20 protein-coding genes are annotated in these 17,731 nt (G+C 34.5%); 6 read left to right on the top strand and 14 right to left on the bottom strand.

All coding sequences use genetic code 11. The features are described from left to right. Positions 1 to 32 precede the first annotated feature (32 nt). The 5 genes from ACHRWY_RS18445 to ACHRWY_RS18465 form a co-directional block, all read right to left on the bottom strand. On the bottom strand, positions 33 to 722 hold the full coding sequence (locus ACHRWY_RS18445) for an RluA family pseudouridine synthase (RefSeq protein ID WP_395356629.1): 690 nt from the start codon (positions 720 to 722) through the stop codon (positions 33 to 35). A gap of 78 nt (positions 723 to 800) precedes the next feature. Further along, positions 801 to 1,151: a four helix bundle protein gene (locus ACHRWY_RS18450; RefSeq protein WP_395356631.1), complete on the bottom strand. Its 351-nt coding sequence runs from the start codon at positions 1,149 to 1,151 to the stop codon at positions 801 to 803. Positions 1,152 to 1,260: 109 nt separating this feature from the next. Next, complete coding sequence (gene panB / locus ACHRWY_RS18455) at positions 1,261 to 2,079, bottom strand: 3-methyl-2-oxobutanoate hydroxymethyltransferase (protein WP_395356633.1); 819 nt, start codon at positions 2,077 to 2,079, stop codon at positions 1,261 to 1,263. 49 nt (positions 2,080 to 2,128) lie between these two features. Then, complete coding sequence (locus ACHRWY_RS18460) at positions 2,129 to 3,325, bottom strand: SH3 domain-containing protein (RefSeq protein ID WP_395356634.1); 1,197 nt, start codon at positions 3,323 to 3,325, stop codon at positions 2,129 to 2,131. Between the two features lie 87 nt (positions 3,326 to 3,412). Further along, on the bottom strand, positions 3,413 to 4,840 hold the full coding sequence (locus ACHRWY_RS18465; protein WP_395356635.1) for an L-serine ammonia-lyase: 1,428 nt from the start codon (positions 4,838 to 4,840) through the stop codon (positions 3,413 to 3,415). 319 nt (positions 4,841 to 5,159) lie between these two features. Between ACHRWY_RS18465 and ACHRWY_RS18470 the strand changes: the two genes are divergently transcribed. From ACHRWY_RS18470 to ACHRWY_RS18485, 4 genes are read left to right on the top strand one after another with little or no spacing between them, the layout of a single operon-like run. Beyond that, complete coding sequence (locus tag ACHRWY_RS18470) at positions 5,160 to 7,307, top strand: cation:proton antiporter (protein ID WP_395356637.1); 2,148 nt, start codon at positions 5,160 to 5,162, stop codon at positions 7,305 to 7,307. 57 nt (positions 7,308 to 7,364) lie between these two features. Then, positions 7,365 to 8,027 (top strand): class I SAM-dependent methyltransferase, encoded by a 663-nt coding sequence (locus ACHRWY_RS18475; protein ID WP_395356639.1) that lies wholly within the window; start codon positions 7,365 to 7,367, stop codon positions 8,025 to 8,027. After that, positions 8,024 to 8,719: a VanW family protein gene (locus ACHRWY_RS18480; protein WP_395356640.1), complete on the top strand. Its 696-nt coding sequence runs from the start codon at positions 8,024 to 8,026 to the stop codon at positions 8,717 to 8,719. The genes ACHRWY_RS18475 and ACHRWY_RS18480 overlap by 4 nt, the downstream gene beginning before the upstream one ends. 47 nt (positions 8,720 to 8,766) lie before the next feature. Next, positions 8,767 to 9,129 carry a VOC family protein gene (locus ACHRWY_RS18485; RefSeq protein WP_395356641.1) on the top strand — a complete coding sequence of 121 codons (363 nt, stop codon included), beginning with the start codon at positions 8,767 to 8,769 and terminating at the stop codon, positions 9,127 to 9,129. A 120-nt stretch (positions 9,130 to 9,249) separates the two neighbouring features. Here the strand turns inward: ACHRWY_RS18485 and ACHRWY_RS18490 are convergent, their stop codons facing one another. The 6 genes from ACHRWY_RS18490 to ACHRWY_RS18515 all read right to left on the bottom strand — a co-directional run bounded on the left by ACHRWY_RS18490 (position 9,250) and on the right by ACHRWY_RS18515 (position 13,575). Next, a complete protein-coding gene (locus ACHRWY_RS18490; RefSeq protein WP_395356642.1) occupies positions 9,250 to 9,936 on the bottom strand; it encodes a mutarotase in 687 nt (228 codons plus the stop codon). 6 nt (positions 9,937 to 9,942) lie between these two features. Beyond that, the gene (locus ACHRWY_RS18495; protein ID WP_395356644.1) at positions 9,943 to 10,305 is read right to left on the bottom strand and encodes an iron chaperone; all 363 of its coding nucleotides are present in this window, start codon (positions 10,303 to 10,305) and stop codon (positions 9,943 to 9,945) included. Positions 10,306 to 10,400: 95 nt separating this feature from the next. Further along, positions 10,401 to 10,868, bottom strand: coding sequence for an SRPBCC family protein (locus tag ACHRWY_RS18500; RefSeq protein WP_395356646.1), 468 nt, complete (start codon positions 10,866 to 10,868; stop codon positions 10,401 to 10,403). A gap of 144 nt (positions 10,869 to 11,012) precedes the next feature. Beyond that, a complete protein-coding gene (locus ACHRWY_RS18505) occupies positions 11,013 to 12,212 on the bottom strand; it encodes a tRNA modification GTPase (RefSeq protein WP_395356647.1) in 1,200 nt (399 codons plus the stop codon). 224 nt (positions 12,213 to 12,436) lie between these two features. Next, positions 12,437 to 13,387, bottom strand: coding sequence for a polysaccharide deacetylase family protein (locus tag ACHRWY_RS18510; protein WP_395356648.1), 951 nt, complete (start codon positions 13,385 to 13,387; stop codon positions 12,437 to 12,439). A 5-nt stretch (positions 13,388 to 13,392) separates the two neighbouring features. After that, a complete protein-coding gene (locus ACHRWY_RS18515) occupies positions 13,393 to 13,575 on the bottom strand; it encodes a hypothetical protein (protein WP_395356649.1) in 183 nt (60 codons plus the stop codon). A gap of 68 nt (positions 13,576 to 13,643) precedes the next feature. Between ACHRWY_RS18515 and ACHRWY_RS18520 the strand changes: the two genes are divergently transcribed. Beyond that, entirely contained in the window at positions 13,644 to 13,835 is a 192-nt protein-coding gene (locus tag ACHRWY_RS18520; protein WP_395356651.1) for a hypothetical protein, read from the top strand. Between the two features lie 37 nt (positions 13,836 to 13,872). Further along, complete coding sequence (locus ACHRWY_RS18525) at positions 13,873 to 14,706, top strand: helix-turn-helix domain-containing protein (RefSeq protein ID WP_395356653.1); 834 nt, start codon at positions 13,873 to 13,875, stop codon at positions 14,704 to 14,706. 14 nt (positions 14,707 to 14,720) lie between these two features. Here the strand turns inward: ACHRWY_RS18525 and ACHRWY_RS18530 are convergent, their stop codons facing one another. The 3 genes from ACHRWY_RS18530 to ACHRWY_RS18540 form a co-directional block, all read right to left on the bottom strand. Continuing rightward, positions 14,721 to 15,302: a TIGR00730 family Rossman fold protein gene (locus ACHRWY_RS18530; protein WP_395356654.1), complete on the bottom strand. Its 582-nt coding sequence runs from the start codon at positions 15,300 to 15,302 to the stop codon at positions 14,721 to 14,723. Positions 15,303 to 15,704: 402 nt separating this feature from the next. Beyond that, positions 15,705 to 16,241 (bottom strand): GNAT family N-acetyltransferase, encoded by a 537-nt coding sequence (locus tag ACHRWY_RS18535; RefSeq protein ID WP_395356656.1) that lies wholly within the window; start codon positions 16,239 to 16,241, stop codon positions 15,705 to 15,707. A gap of 160 nt (positions 16,242 to 16,401) precedes the next feature. Beyond that, entirely contained in the window at positions 16,402 to 17,526 is a 1,125-nt protein-coding gene (locus ACHRWY_RS18540; protein WP_395356657.1) for a lactonase family protein, read from the bottom strand. Between the last annotated feature and the right edge of the window lie 205 nt (positions 17,527 to 17,731).

Raw genomic sequence — 17,731 nt, forward strand, 5'->3', positions numbered from 1 at the left:
AAAATTAAAAAATTCGCAATTGTATCATAAAATCAAAGGGCATTCCAAATGGTCTCATCGGGAGTTGGTGCTAGGATAGTAATATTCTCTTTTGAAACCGGATGAATAAAAACCAGTTTTCGGGCATGAAGATGAATTCCGCCATCAGGATTGCTTCGGTCAAAACCATATTTTAAATCTCCTTTTATTGGAGAACCAATTGCCGCTAACTGAGCACGAATCTGATGATGACGACCCGTATGCAAATTGATTTCGAGAGCTACATAATTCTGAAGTTCCTTAAAAACAGTATAATCTAAACTGGCCAGTTTACTATCGGGAACCTCTTTTAAATGGGCTTTTGAAGTATTGTTTTTCTCGTTTCTTTTAAGGTAATGAACCAATTTGGCAGTTGTTTCCTGAGGTTTATTCTTGACAACTGCCCAATAGGTTTTTTGAGTTTCACGATTGCTGAACATTTCGTTCATTCGTGTTAATGCTTTACTGGTTCTGGCAAAAACAACAATTCCGGTTGTAGGACGATCTAATCGATGAATTACGCCCAGAAATACGTCGCCAGGTTTATTGTATTTGTCTTTAATGTATTCTTTTACAACATCAGATAAAGGCTTATCACCCGTTTTATCACCCTGCACAATATCGCCTACGCGTTTATTCACCACAATAATATGGTTGTCTTCGTGGAGGATTTGGAGGTTGTTTTTATCTGATATTATTTTCATTTTAGACTTGCTTAGATTTTTAGACTGACTTAGACTTCTTAGATTTTAGAATGGATTAGATTAGATTTTTTTGAAAAACTATAATAAAGTTGCTCTAAATCTTGATGTCATTTTAATAATTTCCTCTAACATATTTGTTAATTCAATTGTACTTTCTTCATTGATAAATCCCAAATCAGATGAAATTAAAAGTTGTGTTTCTACTTCGTATGCAGAACCAATAGCAATTTCTAAAAATCGGGCAAAATCTTTATTTGAATTTCTTGAAGAACCTTCCGCAATATTTGAAGGAATTGAAACCGAAGCTCTTCGCAATTGATTTGTTATTCCAAACTTTTCTTCACTCGGAAATGTAGCTGTTGCACTATAAATTTTAGAACAAAATAACCTGCTTTTTTTCCAAATTAAAAGTTCTTTGAATTGATGCATTTTTAGATTAATTAGATTTTTAGATTGGCTTAGACTTCTTAGATTAACTATTTTAAAAGAATAGCATCTAAGCTAGTCTAAAAATCTAAGAAGTCTAAGCAGGTCTAAATTAATATTGTTCCCCAGCATTAGGAAAATCACTCGACTTAACATCAGCGGCATATTGGCCAATTGCTTTTGTCATTTCTTCGTATAAATTTAAATAACGACGTAAAAAACGCGGACTGAATTCATTGTTCATTCCCAACATATCGTGAATTACCAGAACCTGTCCGTCAACACCACCTCCGGCACCAATACCAATTACAGGAATTGAAATACTTTCAGCTACTTTTTGAGCTAAATCAGCAGGGATTTTTTCTAAAACAACAGCAAAGCAGCCTACTTTTTCAAGCAATTTTGCATCTTCGATTAGTTTTTCGGCTTCCTGGTCTTCTTTGGCACGAACGCTATACGTTCCGAATTTATAGATCGATTGTGGCGTTAAGCCCAAGTGCCCCATAACCGGAATTCCTGCGTTTAATATTTTTTTGATTGATTCTTTAATTTCTTTTCCTCCTTCAAGTTTCACGGCATGTCCGCCACTTTCTTTCATGATTCTAATTGCAGAACGCAAAGCTTCTTTTGGATCAGACTGGTAACTTCCAAAAGGTAAATCTACCACAACCAAAGCTCTTTCGACAGCGCGAACTACAGAAGAAGCGTGATAAATCATTTGATCTAAAGTAATTGGCAATGTCGTTTCGTGACCCGCCATAACATTTGATGCTGAATCACCCACTAAAATCACATCGACTCCTGCGGTATCAACAATTTTTGCCATTGTAAAATCATAAGCTGTTAACATAGAGATTTTTTCTCCGTTGCTTTTCATTTCGATTAATGACTTTGTTGTGATTCTCTTATAATCTTTTTTTGCTACTGACATTTTGTTTTTTTTTGAAGGTGTAAAAGTATTGAATAATTATAGATTGAAATCAGCAAGAGAAGAATATTTCGACAGAAAAAAACTTTCCATCTTTGAATTCTAATATAAATTGGCTGTCTTCTAAGAGGATAGAATAAATATGTGGTGACTTTATAGAAGCTTGTATATAAGTGCCATATTTTTCAATAAAAGCTTTTTCGGATAAAGAATTATCTAAAATGGCATTTGGGTTGAGAACAAATTTGTTATGTTCATTGACGTAAACTTTCACAATTTCTGCCTGATTTTTCTTTTCGTCTACAGAGACTTCCAAATCCGGATAGTAATAAAATAAGTCACTTAAATAGATACCGCAACCGTCATCAACAGTGGCTTTTTTAGTTGGGTTTCCAAATAGTTTTACTAATTGTTTCTGAGTAAAATAAAGTGTTTTTGTTTTGGTTTCTTTCAAAAGAAATTCGGCATTTTTAGAAAGGGCATTAATTTGTTCTAATGATTTTCCTTTAATCAAACCTTTGGCTATAGCCATATTTAGCTCCGTTTCTGCAAGAAGTCTGGGGTCATTTAATTGTTTTACCACTTCATAATATCTTTTATAAGCAGGCTCTAAAGTACTTTTGTCATCATTCCAGGCGAGTTGTACAATGCGCTCGCTTATTGTTTTGCGATCTGTAATGTTGTTTACCTCTAACTGGTCAAAATCTTTTAGCAAAGCATTCATATCCGGTCTTTTGCCAATGAATTTTCTTAAAGTAAACATGGCAGCTTCGGGGCTAAAACTTCCGGAAATATTAACCCATTCGTCTTCATTTTTTGGGATATAATCAATACTGACAGGATCGCCCGTAAACAAAATTTCTTTAATTTTTGAATTTTTATCTGGTTGTGCTCTTGCTTTCAAACTTGCTACTAAAACAAAAAGATGATTGCTGCCATGGTAGTGGTCAGTTGAAAAAATAATAGGATTTTCTTTGTCTGTAGTTTTAAAATAACTGCCATTTAATGATTTGGCTATAAATTTACTGGGAACATATCCTTCAGTGAAATTATCTGCTTTTACTTTAGTCCATCCATTTTTATTTTCTGACAATAATTGCACCTGGGCACCAGATTTAAAATAGCCTAAAAAATCAGAAGCATTTGGGGCAGTATATAAGCGTGTATCTGTATTAATGAATAAGGTTTCCTGAGCATGTAATAAAACAGAGCAAAATACTATTGCTATAAGAAAGTAATATTTTTTCATGGAGTATATTTTGGAGGACTAGTTTTTTTGCCACAGATTAAAAGGATTAAAAAAAAAATGTTTTTTAATCTGTGGTAAATAATTATTTTAACAATCAGCCATATTTACAGCAATTGCCAATCCTCCTTCAGAGGTTTCTTTGTATTTAGAATTCATGTCTTTTGCAGTTTGCCACATGGTATTGATAACTTTATCCAAAGGAACTTTGGCATTTTTAGAATCGGTTTCAAGAGCCAATTCAGCTGCATTTATGGCTTTTATGGCGCCCATGGTGTTTCTTTCGATACACGGAATCTGAACCAGGCCACCAATAGGGTCACAGGTTAATCCTAAATGATGTTCCATGGCAATTTCGGCAGCCATTAAAACCTGAGCAGGAGTTCCGCCCATTAATTCGCAAAGTGCCGCTGCCGCCATGGAGGATGAAACACCAATCTCGGCCTGACAACCGCCCATTGCAGCAGAAATTGTGGATCCTTTTTTAAAGATACTGCCAATTTCTCCGGCAACCATCAAAAATTGTTTGATTTCTTTTTCGCCTGCATTATGGTTTTCAATTACCAGATAATACATTAAAACAGCAGGGATTACACCGGCACTTCCGTTTGTAGGTGCGGTTACAACGCGGCCTAAAGAAGCATTGACCTCATTTACGGCAAGTGCAAAACAACTTACCCATTTCAGGATCTGACGAAATTTTACTTCGGTTTTTCTGATTTCTTCTAACCATGTTTGCGGGTTAGAATAATTTGATAAACCTATTAAGTTCTGGTGCATATCAAAAGCCCTTCTGCGAACGTTTAATCCGCCGGGAAGAATGCCTCCGGTATGACAGCCAATGTACATACATTCTAACATCGTGTTCCAGATGCGCATCAATTCAGAGTGAATTTCAGGTTCCGGACGCATCGATTTTTCGTTTTCATACACAATTTCCGAAATGGATTTGTTTTCTGAAACCGTATAATTTAAAAGCTCAACCGCATTTTGAATCGGGAAGGGAAAGGCGCATTTAATTACCTCTTTAATTTTGGCATTGGTACGTTCTTCTTTTACCACAAAACCTCCTCCAATAGAATAAAAAGTAGATTCATATTCAGAATCATCTGCTTTATAAGCCGTGAATTTTAATCCGTTTGCATGAAAGGGAAGGAACTCTTTATTAAATACAATATCCTGAAGAAAATAAAACGGAATTTTATACTCGTTAGCCAGGATAATTTCGTTTGTATCTTCGATGGTTTTAATGATTCCGGCAATATTATCGACCGGAATATATTCAGGATCCTGTCCGCTTAAACCCAACATGACCGATAAATCGGTAGCATGACCTTTTCCGGTTAAGGAAAGTGATCCGTATAAATCGACTTTTACACGTTTAATCTGGTCTAAAATTGATTCGTCTTTTAACTCGTCTAAAAAACGTTCTGCGGCTCTCCATGGTCCTAAAGTATGGGAACTTGAGGGACCAACGCCAATTTTAAGCATATCAAAAACAGAGATACATTCTTCCATTGTGCAATATTTATTAAGACAAAGATAATTGAATAATGCAATGAACTTTTATTTTCGTTTGTAAATGTTGCAGTTTTGTTAAAATAAATATTAAATATTAATAATTTGGCAACGAAACAAATTTAATTGCTTAATATGCGGTTTTCGTGAAAAGTTCGTGTTTTTTTTAGGTATTTTTGTAATGAAGCAATCACTAAGGAATCCGGTTTTACTGTTTTTTAGCATACATCCGGAAAATAATAACTTCTTACATCTCATTTTATTTTGATACCTCTTTTTTCGAAAAATTAAAATACCACTAAGAAGATAAAATTACATTATGATAGAATTTTTCCAGCATTTTTTACAAGAATTCGAATTACCACTAAGCAACCCGGTATTGATTTTTTCGTTAATACTTTTCATTATTCTTTTGTCGCCTATTTTACTAAAAAAGATAAATATTCCCGGAATTATTGGTCTTATTATTTCCGGCGTTATTATTGGGCCACACGGGCTTAATATTCTGGCAAAAAACTCAGCAGTTGATTTATTTTCAACAATAGGACTTTTATACATTATGTTTATTGCAGGTCTGGAACTGGATATGAATGAGTTCAAAGCGAACCGGAATAAGAGTTTGTTATTTGGATTTTTTACCTTTATTTTTCCTTTATCCATTGGTTTCCCCGTTTGTTTTTATTTATTAAATTATGATTTTAATGCCAGTTTTTTAACTGCCAGTATGTTTGCTACACATACTTTGGTGGCATATCCGATTGTGAGTAAACTTGGAATTGCAAAAAATCAGGCAGTTGCCATAACAGTAGGAGGAACGATATTGACGGATACGGCCGTTTTGATTATTCTGGCGGTTATCATGGGAAGCAGTCAGGGGAATCTGAATCAGGCTTTCTGGATAAAATTAACGGTGTCACTGGCTATTTTTTCTGCTATTATGTTTTTGGTAATTCCAAGAATTGCAAAATGGTTCTTTAAAAAGCTGGAAAGTGAAAAACATGCGCATTACATTTTTGTATTATCTGTTGTTTTCTTTGCGGCATTTTTAGCCGAAGTAGCCGGAGTAGAGCCTATTATTGGTGCATTCGTTGCCGGTTTGGCATTAAATCCCTTAATTCCGCATTCATCGGCATTAATGAACCGAATTGAGTTTATTGGGAATTCATTGTTTATTCCTTTTTTCCTGATTTCGGTAGGAATGTTAGTCGATATCAGCGTTATTTTAAGCGGTCCAACGGCATTAATTGTAGCTGGAACTTTAAGCGTTGTGGCTATTTTTGGAAAATGGATTGCAGCCTTTTTTACCCAGATTGTTTTTAAATATACCAAAACCGAAAGACAACTTATCTTCGGGTTAAGCAGTGCGCACGCAGCCGCCACTTTAGCCGTAATTCTGGTTGGATTTAAAGCCAAGATCCTGGACGAAAATATCTTAAACGGAACGATTATCCTAATCTTAATTACATGTATTGTTGCATCGTTTGCGACTGAAAAAGCAGCTAAAAAAATTGCGATTTGCGAAGAAGAAGTTTCGCATGAAGATGCACACAGCGATCAAATTTTAGACGAGCACATTTTAATCCCGTTAGCCAAAACTTCGGCGACAGCCAGTCTATTAGATTTTGCTCTTTTGATAAAAGATAAAAAATCAGCCAATCCGGTAACCCTATTAACGATTGTTCCGAATAATGACCAGGCCGAAAAAAATATTTTAAAATATAGAAAAGCAGTTGACAAATTCGTTATTCAGGGATCAGCTTCTGAAGTGAAAATAAATACGATTGCCAGAATTGATCATAATCCCGCGAGTGGAATTGCGAGGACTTCTAAAGAAATCATGTCGGATATTGTGATTGTGGGCTGGCCTAGAAAAACAGGCTTTCTGGATAAAATTTTTGGAGAAAACGTAGATTCCATTATCAATAATGTTGGTAAAAGTTTGTTTATCTGTAGATTTCAAAAAACATTTATAGAAGAAAAAAGACTGGTTTTTGTTTGTCCGCCTTTTTCTGAAAGAGGCATTGGATTTCATTTATTGTTACAAAAAATTTGCCGTTTATCGCAGGAATTAAGTATTCCGATTGTGATTTACGCTGAATATAAAACGCATCAGGCGATTCAGCAAATTGCTGTTAACCTGAAACTAAATGCTAAATTTGGTTTTAAAAGTATTCTGGATTGGGACAATTTTGAAGCCATTTCGGATGAAATTAAGCCAACCGATTTGATTGTTTTTAACCTTGCCAGAAAAGGTTCTGTTTCATACCAGTCGATCTTTGATAAATTACCTCAAAAATTTGAAAAATCATTCAATGAGAACAATCTGATTCTGGTTTATGCACAAGACGACCGCAAAGGGACTTCGATGGATGCCTATGAAGATTTTACTGCTACGCCATTAACAAAAGGGCTTGAAGCGATCGAACAAATTGGCCGAGGTTTGGGTAATATTTTAAAGAAAGGATAAAACTTGTTTTTTAAGTAGGATTTTTATTATTTTTGGTTTTTGTATTAAGAATTAAAAATGAACGAAATTATACAATATTATAATGATCTGGCAAGTACTTATGATCAGAATCGATTTAGCAATTCTTATGGAAGATTTATTGACTTTCAGGAGCGAAAAATTCTCGATACACTACTAACGGACCAGAAGGAACAAATTCTTGATTTAGCCTGTGGTACCGGAAGACTTTTAAATTATGCCTCGATTGGTGTTGATGCAAGCTTTGAAATGATTGAAGTGGCAAAAAGAAAATTTCCTGAAAAGACTTTTCTGCAAAGCGAAGCCGGTCATATACTTTTAGAAGACAATTGTATCGATACCGTTATCAGTTTTCATTTTTTTATGCATTTGGATCACAGTAAGATCAATGAGGTATTGGAAGAATCAAACCGGATTTTAAAAAAGAAAGGCAGAATTATTTTTGATATTCCATCTCGTAAAAGGAGAAATTTATTTGGCTATAAAAAAGCAAATTGGCACGGTGCAAGTAGTTTTAGTATTAATGATTTTAAAGTACATCCAAATTTTAAAGTAAAAAGAACATTTGGATTCCTGTTTTTTCCCATTCACAGATTCCCTGATTTTTGTCGAAAATTTTTGTTGCCACTGGATTCATTTTTGGCCAGTTCATTTTTAAAAGAATATAGTTCTTACTTAATCATTGAATTAGAGAAGAAATGAAAATCTGGAAACAACTCAGGATTACGGTCAAATTACTGATTCGATTTAAAAATGATTTTTTTAGTAAAGACCTGTTTCGTTTTTCTAAAGAAAGTCATAACGATTCTGTTTTTGATCATGCAATACGAATAGCACAGGAAATAAAACCAGGTGAGACTTTTGAAAATAAGTTGCACAATATTCAATTGGCTTCAAAAAGAATAAATTCCCATGTGCTGGAACCGAATCAAATTTTTTCTTTTTTCAAAATTGTAGGGAATCCAAACCGGGATTTTAAGAAAAGCAGAACTTTAGTAAAAGGGAAATTAGTAGAGGAGAATGGCGGCGGAATGTGCCAGGTATCCGGAATTGTATACCAGGTTAGCCTAATTGCCGGTTTAGAAATTTTAGAAAGGCACAACCATTCTGTTGATATTTATACTGATGAAACCCGATTTGCACCGCTGGGTTGTGATGCAACAATTGTGTATGGTTATAAAGACTTGAGAATCAAAAACAATTTTTCGTTTCCTGTTACATTTGAAATTGAAATAATAGAAAATTTTATTTATGTAAATTTACGGAGCGAAAAAAAGATAGAAGAAAACAAATTGCTTTATGAATCTCTATTGTGTGAAAACTTTGTTACTGTTAATGTTTTAAATAGTGACAGAAAATTGCTGAATCAATCCAGATATCTGAAAATGATTTAATGTTCTTTTCTTCTAATGTGTGAAAAAGTTATAAAATCTGAATCAAAATGAAACACAAAGCCCTATCCATCCGATCCTTTATTGGAGCCAAAGATTTTGAAGTATCCAGAAATTTCTACAAAGACTTAGGCTTTGAAGAAGGAGTATTAGATCCTAAGTTTTCTGTCTTTAAAACAGGCGATTTGGCCTTTTATCTTCAGGATTATTATGATAAAAGCTGGAACGAAAACACGATGGTTTTTCTGGAAGTTGAAGATGTTGACTATTATTACGATCAGTTATTGGCTTTAAACTTAACAGAAAAATATGGCGTAAAATTAACGCCAACCCGACATTTTGATTGGGGAAGCGAATGCTTTTTGCACGATCCGTCCGGGGTTTTATGGCACTTTGGGAAATTTAATAAATAAAAGTCTGGTTTGCCACGAAGGCATACAGGCTCAAAGTTTTTTGAATTTACCGCAACTTCGATTAGTAAAATTCGTGACCCGAGCGATAGCGGACAGGCGAAGCAAATTCTTGGCTGTTTTTTAATTTGCTATATAAAAATCGGCTAGATGAATGGTGTTTTTTTGGCGCTGATACCAGTCATTATAAACTAATTCCAGATTTTTAACCTGAAATCCTCCAAAATCATGATCACGAAATTTTGCTACAGCTTGTATGAGCTGTTCGGGGTTTTCAGGTTTTTCCTGAAATCGCATTACAGTAGAATGTGCTGTTGCAATGCTATATCGACTATCAATACTTTGTTCTAAAGTCGATTTTTTAAAATTCTCACGAAGTTTATCCCTGAAATTATCCAACGAATCCTCTGTTGGGAAACCCTGGATCATTATGGCTGATGCAGAAGCTGTAACGCCCCGAAACTCAATTTTGATTTTATCTAAATGCACCAAACTTTGTTGAATGACGTCAATATAATCCCTGATGGTGATTTGATCTAAAGAAAAATCCTCGTAACAGGAAATAATTGACATTACCGTAATATGAATATCGGAATCCGGATAATAATATTGATTGGGTTCAATCGTTTTTAAATCCTCTAGAAATAACCGGATGTTTGCTTTTACTATTTCGTTTGGACGAATAAGTAACGTGATTCCAAACCGGGAATCTGATGTGTTGTTTATTTGTGTATCAGGTTTATAATTGCCTTCTAAAATCGCTTTAGAAGATTCAATATAAAGGTTATTATAATGTTCGCTTAAATCCATTTAAAATTATTTCTTTTTTGATTTTTCGAGGTTTTCTTTTACTCTGAATTTTACAATTCGGGTAATTAAGTCAAAAGGCATTGGCTGATCAAGTGGAAACTGTACAGAACCTTTTCCGGACTTATACTTCGAAAGTTCTTCCTGAAAAGTTTCATGACCGCCTGGCAAAGCATATAACCCAATATGATTTTTAAAAGCCGCAAAATAAACGATGATTCCGTTTTGTTCAAAAGCCGGCATCGAATAACTGATTTTTTCTTTCGCATCCGGAGCCGCTTTCTGAATCGTGGTTCTGACTTTTTCCAGAACCACCTGAACCTCCTTAGGGAATGCGCGAATGTATTCGTCGATATTTTCGGGTTTTATCATTTTTTAGTTTCAGGTTTCAGGTTTCAAGTTTCGGGTTTCAGGTTTCAAGTTTCAGGTTTCAGGTTGTTTGAGCGAATCTGAAAACTGAAACTTTTCTATGCAAGTCCTTTAGGAAATCGATCCAGGACTAAATTCAATAGTATATTATGTTCTAAATACGCCTTTGCTCCGGCCAAAACTAAGGTAAAACCTTCGGTTGAATTGCGGACCTGATCGATAATTTTATCGGCATCTCCTTTTAAACCTGAGTTGGTAATACTTACAAATGTTTCAGTTTCGTTTAACGGACTAAAAATCCATTCTACCAAAGTCGTTTCATCAGGGTTTCCCCATTCAATTACAATCTTATGATTTTCCTGTAAAACATGGGTTGTAACGGTTAGCGAAAACCCATACATTTCCCATGTCCATTCGGTTGTGGTGTCCTGCTCTAATTTTCCGGAACCTTTTGTAAACCAAAATTTGCGGGTGATTTCCGGATCTGTAAAAGCCTGAAAAACTTCTGAAACAGGTTTTCTAATCAGCATTTCGGCTTTTGCGAAGTGGTTGTTTTCTGTTTTCATTTTTATGGTGAGATGTTATTTGTAAAATATATGTTCTGTTTTGAGGGTTACTAATTTAATGAAAATCATCTGAACTTAATTTTTTTGGCATAAAAAAAGCTTTACAATCAACTGTAAAGCTTTTAACTTAAAATTTTTATATTTTTAAAATAGCGTATATCCAAAGATAAGAGATACGGTTCCGTAACTTGAACTCAGATACTCATGATTTCCTATAATATTTTTATGGCTATATCGTAATTCCGTACTGTATCTCTTTTTATAATTGTAACCTGCACCAACTGCGAAACCACTTTGCGGTTCAACTTTCGCATCTTCTTTAATGTAGGAGTTGAATAAAATTTTTGCTTCTGAACTAAATGCTGCTTCAATAATATACTGCGCATTGATAAAAATTTTAGAATTATCGTTTAAGAAGAAATAGTGTCTAACCCCTATAGGAAATTCAATAGACTGATAACTAACTTCTGATTTTTTATCACCATAGTCTATTCTTTCAGCTTTGTAAGATTGATAAGTTGGTTCTAAAATTAATGCCCATTTGTTTTTGTTAAAAGGTAAAACATATTCGGCTTCGGCACCTATTCTAAACCCTGTTTTGCTGTCAAACTTTCTATCGCGTTCAGCTGAATATGCATTTGTTACCGTTAAACTTGAGTTTTTTATTCCGGGTCTTATACTTAAATGAAATGAACTTTTGCCACTTTCTTTCTTTTCAAAGTTGGTAAACTCCGTATTGTTACATTCATTATACTTAACAAATACATTGATTAATTCGTTTCGCTTATAGTCTAAGCTCTCAATGTTTTTAAGTGAAATGTTGTCACATTTTAAAGCCATCCAAATTTGCTGTTTGTATTGCTTGTTTTTTGCAACCTGGTCCTCAGAAACTTTATAACTTTTATAAATTAATTGATTAACAGGAATTGTATCTGTTTTAAAGAAATAAAACGTTAAGTTGTTTTTGCTGTATTCATAAAGATTTGCTTTCCCCTGAACCAGTACTTTCATGAAAATTTTTTCTTCTTTAAATTTAGGGGCTTTATTATAATCTATCTCATTTACATTATTGCTGGATAAATCAACATTAAGGGTATGTCTTTCATATTTGGCCTCGTTAATGATTCCAAACTCTTTTACCTGTTGTAAATTCGTAGTTATCGGCTGATCTTGTTCGTCCAGCTTGTATTGAAATTCTGTAGGTGTACTATTCCAATCCAGATTTTTAATTAAGCATTCTGTTTTCTGATCATTATTATTTATAAAATATCCTTTTTCAAAAACAATTTGCGAATAAGAATGAAAGGTTAAGAACGTAAAAAATAGTAATAAAAATTTTTTCATTTTGATTTTAATAATAGAGTTTCGGCTTGAATTTTTAATGCGCAAATATATAAGTATTTCCGTATAAAAACGTATAGATATTTAAATATTGATTCTTTTATTTTAAATATGATTTTTAATCTGGTCCTGTGATCACAGATTAGATTTTCAGGGTGTTTTGCCAAAAAAAAATCCACACAGGTTTTAATCTGTATGGACTTCAAATTCAAATTGTAATATTGATCTTATTCCCTTATTGTAGTTTTATCGTGCAGCGCCATTTCGGCAATTTCATCTTTGCGTTTAAAGCTCACACCTTTGTGCTGTTGCATATACTGAATAAGATCATTTGCAGCTTTGACTATTTGGGGAGTTCCGCCAATACGATCATGAAAACTAATTGACATTTGCCGGCGTTGCGTTTCGCTTTCGGCGTACAATTGGTCGAATTCCATTTTGACCTGTTGCAAAAATTGATCGGCTGAAAAGTTTTTTCCTTCAATCAGTACAATATCATTGCATCGAAGTGTGTAGGGAACCACAGCAAAATCTTTATTTTTTACCTGAATAATAAAAGGCTCATCTCTGCTGATATCATCAATATGATATTTAAAACCCAGTTCCTGCAGAATGTTTAGTGTGTTTGTACCGCGACGCAGCCAGTTGGCATTATAACCAACAGCAGTAAAGCCTGTTATATTTTTAATGGCATCAACACCGTCTTTTATGAATTTCTTTTCTTCTTCATAAGGCATGGTATATTGGGTACTCCAGTTCATGCCATGTGCCGCGGCTTCGTGCCCGCGTTGTACAATTTCTTTGGCGAGTTCGGGATTTTTCAAAACCGCTGTTCCTACCATGTGTGAGGTGACTTTTACACCGAGTCTGTCCCAATTGTCCAGCATTCTCGGAATTCCTTCTTTATAGCCGTAATGGTACCAGGTTGCGGCAGGAAGATCAATATATCCTTTTTGTATATTTTGAGGAAAAGGACTTTCGGCATTGTCCGGTTGGCCGCCCGCTTCAAATTGCATCGAAATCGAGACGACTAATCGTGAACCATCTGCCCATTTTGTTTTCTGTGAAGTTAAAAATGATGTTGTTTGTGATACTTCTGCAAAGGTTTCTATTGGATTTATCATGCCAACCATTCCAATAATTCCTGTTTGTTTAATAAAATTTCTTCTTGAACTCATGGTGGTTATTTTTTGATTAAAGTATCTATTGCCCAACTGTTATAATCGATAAAATGCAATAACAAAGCAAAAAAGGCGATGTGAATTAGTTGTGACGGAATGGCTTCCCAGTTCTCAATCATGGAAGTTCCGAATAATAATGCCAGCATAACAAATCCTCCTGCTACTAAAGAGGGTTTTGTAAACAACCCCAGTAATAAGAGTAAACCAATCCCCAAATTCAGCTATTGGCAGCATATAACTAAAAGGCGTTACGATGATTTTAGGCAACATAGAATTTTCGAAACTGCCCACCATCCAGTTGCTGAAAGCCGTTAATTTTGGGAGACGTACCAATCCGTGGCCAAACATGCTTATGGCAATGGCAAGACGTACTAATAAAAAAGATGTTGTTTCCATATTTTGTATGATTTTATACTACAAAGTTGAGAAGAATACCTTTTCTTAATTTGTACAATCATTGGAATAATTTGTACTTTTGACAGATGGAAATTAGAAATTTATACCATCCTTTTGAACTTCAGTTTTTGGAGGTTTCAGCATACGAAGCCAAAGAGCGCAGGAATACGTTTTTTGAAATGGTTTTTGTTTTGGAAGGAAAAGGAACTCAGATTATAAATGACCACAGATTGCCTTATGCCTGTGATAAGTTATTTTTGATTTTTCCGCAAGATACCCACAGTTTTGAAGTGACTGAAAAAACTAAATTTTTCTTTATCAGATTTCATGACAGTTATCTCAAAACACAAAGCAGCAACTGGATCCAGAAACTGGAATTTATATTTCATAACCACAATCATTTACCGGGCTGCATTTTAAAAACCGTTACCGATAAACCATTATTAAGGGCTATGATCGAGGCTTTGATTCGGGAAGAAAACAGTAATTTTCCGCAGCAGCAAGAAGTTATAAAGCAGATTTTGAATACCATTATCACAATTGCTGCCAGGAATATATCGCTTATGGTGCCATTTACGCCTTATCCGTCTAATACAGAACCCAGTTTGGATTTACTGAATTATGTACATCAAAATATTTATCGGCCCGAAGCCCTAAAAGCTGCAAAAATGGCTTTAGTGTTTCATGTTTCACCTACCTATATCAGTGAATATTTTAAAACCAAAACGGGACAAAGCATTCAGCAATATGTGATGGCTTATAAAATAAAACTAATAGAAACCCGACTGAAATTTACCAATATGCAAATCAATGAGATTGTATACGAATTTGGTTTTAGCGATGCCAGCCACCTGAATCGCTTGTTTAAGAAATATACAGGACTGAATCCAAGTGACTTTAAAAAGCAGTTTAGAAATTAGAGTTTTAGGATCGTTTAAGCCTTATCCTTATCAATCCATTTTCCAACAGTTGGCGGAATATAATTTTTCATTTGATCAAGTAAATCGTCAATATTATCACTCACCAAAAGCATTTGCTGATTGACATCTTTCAATAGGCCTTTTTTAACCATAACTTTTGTCAATTCGATAAGGGCATCATAAAAACCGTTGATGTTTAAAATAGCGATTGGTTTTTTGTGAAGCCCCAATTGTGCCCAGGTCAGCATTTCAAAAAGTTCTTCAAGCGTTCCAAAGCCACCCGGAAGCGCAATGACGCCATCGCATAAATCGTTCATTTTGGTTTTTCTTTCGTGCATGCTTTCTACCAAAATTAATTCGGTCAAACCTAAATGCGCGATTTCTTTTGATCTTAAAAAGTTAGGCAAAACGCCAATGGCTCTTCCTCCTTCATTTAAAATACCATCCGCTACAGCACCCATTAAACCTACGTTTGCGCCGCCGTAAACCAATTCTATATTTTGTTTTGCCATGGTTTGTCCCAGCAATGTTGCCTGTTCTTTGTAAATTTCATCGGTACCAAAACTGGAGCCGCAGAAAACCGTAATTCTTTTCATTGTTAAAAGGTATATGTTTATTCGTTAAATGTTTAGATGTGAAATGATTATTAGTTATTTGTTATTCCTCATTAGTGAAGGGTTAAATATTAGAAGTGAAATGATTGTTGAGTATATGTTATTCGTTAAATGTTGAAAGTTATAATGAAAATCGAAGATTAAAAATCTGTATTTTGTGCCGTTAGGCACTAAATATTGGTACCAATATGGATTAGAATAGATTTAGCGTGCTGTAGGTACGCAATTGGATATTTTTGTTGCGTACCTACGGCACGCCCATAAATTTTGAACCCAAATTTTCTACCAATATTTCGTGCCTAAAGGCACGTTTCAAAGCTAATTTTTTTTTAAAATCCCAAATAATAATTCATAACTCATAATTTATAAATGTTTATTTATATCTTATAACTTATAATTTTCAACCTTTAACTCATATTCAAAATGAGGTAAATTGACTGGAATATTACCTATACTATTTACTTCGCCAATGTTTATAGCACCTAATTTTGATACTGCTTTTTGTGAACGTATGTTATCTGTACCAATATGAAATAATACCGAATCTACATATTGAAAAGCATAATCTATCAATAGTTTTTTATTGGATTTATTATATAATCCGCCCCAGAATTTTCGACCAATAAAGGTAAAACCAATTGCAATACTGGATTTCTCCGGATTGTAATCATAATAACGGGTATTGCCTACAATTTCATTGGTGTTTTTATCTAAAATCAAAAAAGCGCTTTTTGAGTTGATGGCCGCATCAAAAAAAGGTCTGAAGACTTCAATTTTGTATCGGTCTTTGATAGGATGTTGTTCCCAAATTAAAGGGTCTGAAGCTACTTTATATAAGGCATCAAAATCGCTTTCTTTCAACGGGACCAATTTTGTGATTTCGTTTTCTAAAATTTCAGGCTGTAAATTGAATGTTGTCATTTTGATCGTTTTTATTTTGCCACTACTTGAGATAATGAGCACGAATTTAAAATAAATTGGATGATTTTTTTGCCACAGATTAAAAAGATCAATAGATTTAAATCAGGTATAAAGATAGAACCTGCGAAAACCGGTTCAATCCGTAAAATCTGTGGGTGCATTATATGTTCCTGATCTGCACACAGGAAACATTTTCCATTTTAATTTCTTTTCCCACTTTTTTAAGCAATCCGGTTTTTGAATTTCTTTTAAAAACGACCACATTTCCGGTAAGGACATTTGTAGCAACCAAAAATTTTCCGCTTTCATCGATGGCAAAAATTCTGGGATGTTTCCCTAAAGTCGATTGGTAGCCTATGTTTTTCAAAAGGCCATTTTCAGCTATAGAAAAAATGGCAATATTGTTCTCTTTTCCACGGTTTGTCGCATAGAGAAACTTTGCGTCAGGTGAAATGTGAATGTCGGAACTTTCGAAACCGGATGTAATTTTATCCGGATGGGTATTGATACGCTGAATTTGTTTTAGAGTTCCGTTTTCATATTGATAGACACTTATTGCTCCTGCTATTTCTTCAATTAAATAACCCAGTTTTCCGTTAGGATGAAAAGTAAAATGTCGCGGTCCGGCTTCGAGATCGGTTTTGGTAAAGGGATTTTTTGTTTCTGCTAAAGGTTGTTTCTGAGTGGCATCAAAACGATAACAACGGATTTTATCGGCACCTAAATCCGGCAGAAACAAATAATCATGCTGCGGAGAAAATACAGCCGAGTGAATATGGGATGTCGTTTGCCTTTCTTTATGGACACTCCCGTCAGTATAGTGAAAATTCTGTGCTATCGAATCGATCTGGCCATTTTCTAAAAGCGGATGAACGGCTACGCTTCCATCCGTATAATTGCCATTGACAAGCCATTTACCACTTTTATGGACCGAAAGATAAACCGGATTTTCGCCTCCACTGGATTGTTTGTTTAAAAAAGTCAGGCTTTTATTTTCGGCATTAAACTCAAAACTACTGACACTTCCGGCATTTGGTGTTTTGGTATCGGTACAGGCATACAAATATTTTCCGTTTGGCGACAAAGTCAAATACGATGGATTGATAATGTCTTTTGCTGAAGTTACTTTGGTCAATTTTCCTTTTACAGTATCCAATTGATAGACCTGAATCGATTCTGCCGTTTTATCACGGTTGTAACTTCCTAAAAAGACATAGGTATTCTGAGAAAACAGATTAAAAGTTACGAGAAGGGCAATCGTGAAAAAGGTTATCTTTTGTTTCATGGTCTCTTTAGTTTTTTGTTTCAGGTTTATTTTTTTTTCGTTTCAGGTTTACGCGACTATTTGCACCCAGATTTTTATTTTGAGGAACGAGGAACCACACTTGTCATTAGACCAGGATTCGTGATTTTCATTATGGAGTTTGTATGTGATTTCTCCTTAGGTCGAAATAACATACTGAACGCTTAGAGTCAGAGTTTTCAATCTA

The organism is Flavobacterium sp. FlaQc-48 (assembly GCF_044007335.1).
Taxonomy (GTDB): domain Bacteria; phylum Bacteroidota; class Bacteroidia; order Flavobacteriales; family Flavobacteriaceae; genus Flavobacterium.